Origin of the sequence: Nitrosomonas sp. Nm34, assembly GCF_900113925.1 — a bacterium.
Classification (GTDB): Bacteria; Pseudomonadota; Gammaproteobacteria; order Burkholderiales; family Nitrosomonadaceae; genus Nitrosomonas.
Map to the genome: position 1 here is coordinate 1 of NZ_FORD01000132.1, position 1,904 is coordinate 1,904.

The 1,904-nt window shown below is 40.9% G+C and carries 2 protein-coding genes and 1 pseudogene; all 3 read left to right on the forward strand.

Going from position 1 to position 1,904, the window contains the following annotated elements:
- Nucleotides 1–91, forward strand: a pseudogene (locus BM283_RS18495) (IS5/IS1182 family transposase); the annotation flags it as partial.
- A 38-nt stretch (nt 92–129) separates the two neighbouring features.
- Entirely contained in the window at nt 130–1,074 is a 945-nt protein-coding gene (locus tag BM283_RS17690) for a glutaredoxin domain-containing protein (protein ID WP_217646608.1), read from the forward strand.
- Between the two features lie 309 nt (nt 1,075–1,383).
- Nucleotides 1,384–1,904 (forward strand): IS1595 family transposase (locus BM283_RS17695; RefSeq protein WP_090695479.1); only part of this gene is annotated, 521 nt, incomplete at its 3' end.

Below are 1,904 nucleotides of genomic sequence, written 5' to 3' on the forward strand. Positions count from 1 at the left end.
CCGGGCAATAGCGACACGATACGACAAGCTGAAGCGAAATTATGAAAGTATGGTAGCCATAGCGTGTGGATATCTGTGGCTACCTATGTGAAATGTCAACAGACCCTAGCTTAATAAGATAATACATAAGTGATACTGCTTGATTCGAAGTATTTCTCCATCACGTTTGTAATAGGCTGCTTGCTTACTTTCCTGCTAGTTCCACCACTATCAAATGCAGCAGAGGAAATACAGCAAACATTTATTAAAGAAAATGAGCTTGAGGTTTTCGTACGTGATGATTGCCCACATTGCGCAAAAGCCAAAAAATTTCTTTTAAGATTTGGAAGCGAACGGCCTTGGCTACGCATAGTTTACCGTTCAGTCGATCACGATGTATCTGCTCGTGATGATTTGATGAAATATTCTCAGAAAGCAGGTGTCTGGCCACTCGGCGTGCCTGCATTTTACTTCAAAGGTCAATTACTTGTTGGTTTCGATAATGCTGATCATATGGGTATTTTATTAGAATCTTTGGTGGATCAAACTACGACAGACAAAGAGGCAAAGCGCAATCAGATTGAGACAGCGCTATTCGGTACTATCAGTGTCTCCCAGTTGGGTCTACCACTGTTCACGTTAATAATAGGCTTGCTTGATGGTTTAAATCCATGCGCGATGTGGGTATTGTTATTCTTACTTTCGATGCTTGTGCATTTGCAAGACCGTAAAAGAATGGTGCTTATTGCCGGTATTTTTGTTTTGGCTAGTGGAATAGTTTATTACGCATTTATGGCAGTTTGGCTGAATGTTTTTTTATTGATTGGTTTGTCAGCTGTCGTGAGATGGATATTGGGCGGAATGGCATTAATCATTGGTGGATTGAATATAAAGGATTTCATCTTCTGGAAATGGGGGTTCTCATTATCCATTCCAGATTCTGCTAAGCCTATTCTATATGCTCAAATGAGAGCAATTTTGGCTACAGACAGGATGCTATCTGTTCTGATAGCAGTTGCGGCATTGGCAATCATGGTTAATTTTATCGAATTATTATGTACGCAGGTTTTCCCGCCATCTATACCGCAATATTGACTCAGCAAGATTTACATCCAATAACTTATCATGCATATTTAGGTCTTTATATTCTTGGATACTTGACAGATGATGCGCTCATGGTAGGAGCAAGTGTAATTGCATTAAGTAGCCATAAGCTTACGATGCAAACAGGCGCTTACTCAAGCTAGTTAGTGGATTATTGATGCTGGGATTGGGAGGGATACTCATTCTGCGTCCAGAATGGTTGGTATAACTTTTTGAAAAGCTTAAATTAATTAGTTTTTTAGATATTAATTATGGGTCTTAGGAAGTTAAGCACTTATTAAGGTGTGTTAACTTACTGAGATGAATGGTAAAAATAGATACTACTTTCGTTCTCGAATTAGAGAAGCGAAATTTAGGCAACTTATTCGGTGCTTTTCTCTGGATTTCACTGCGACGAGCACAGCAAAATTGACCGGTATCTCGATTCGATCCGTTAATAGCATTTACCTTAAAATACGGCAGCGAATTGCCTGTTGTTGTGAGCTTGAATCGCCTCTGCAAGGTTCTGTAGAGGTTGACGAGTCTTATTTTGGTGCACAGCGAGTCAGGGGCAGGAGAGGTCGAGGTGCTTACGGCAAAACGATTGTTTTCGGTGTTCTCAAACGCCAGGGTAAAGTGTATACGGAGATTGTTCCGGATTGTTCTAAAGCAACGTTGCAAGCCATGATCCGTGGACATGTAGCGCCAGATACCGTGATCCATTCTGATGGATGGCGTGGTTATGATGGATTGGTCGATATCGGCTTTAATAAACATTTCAGAGTTCATCACGGGGATAGTGAGTTTGCCAATGGCGAACGCCATATTAACGGTATCGAATC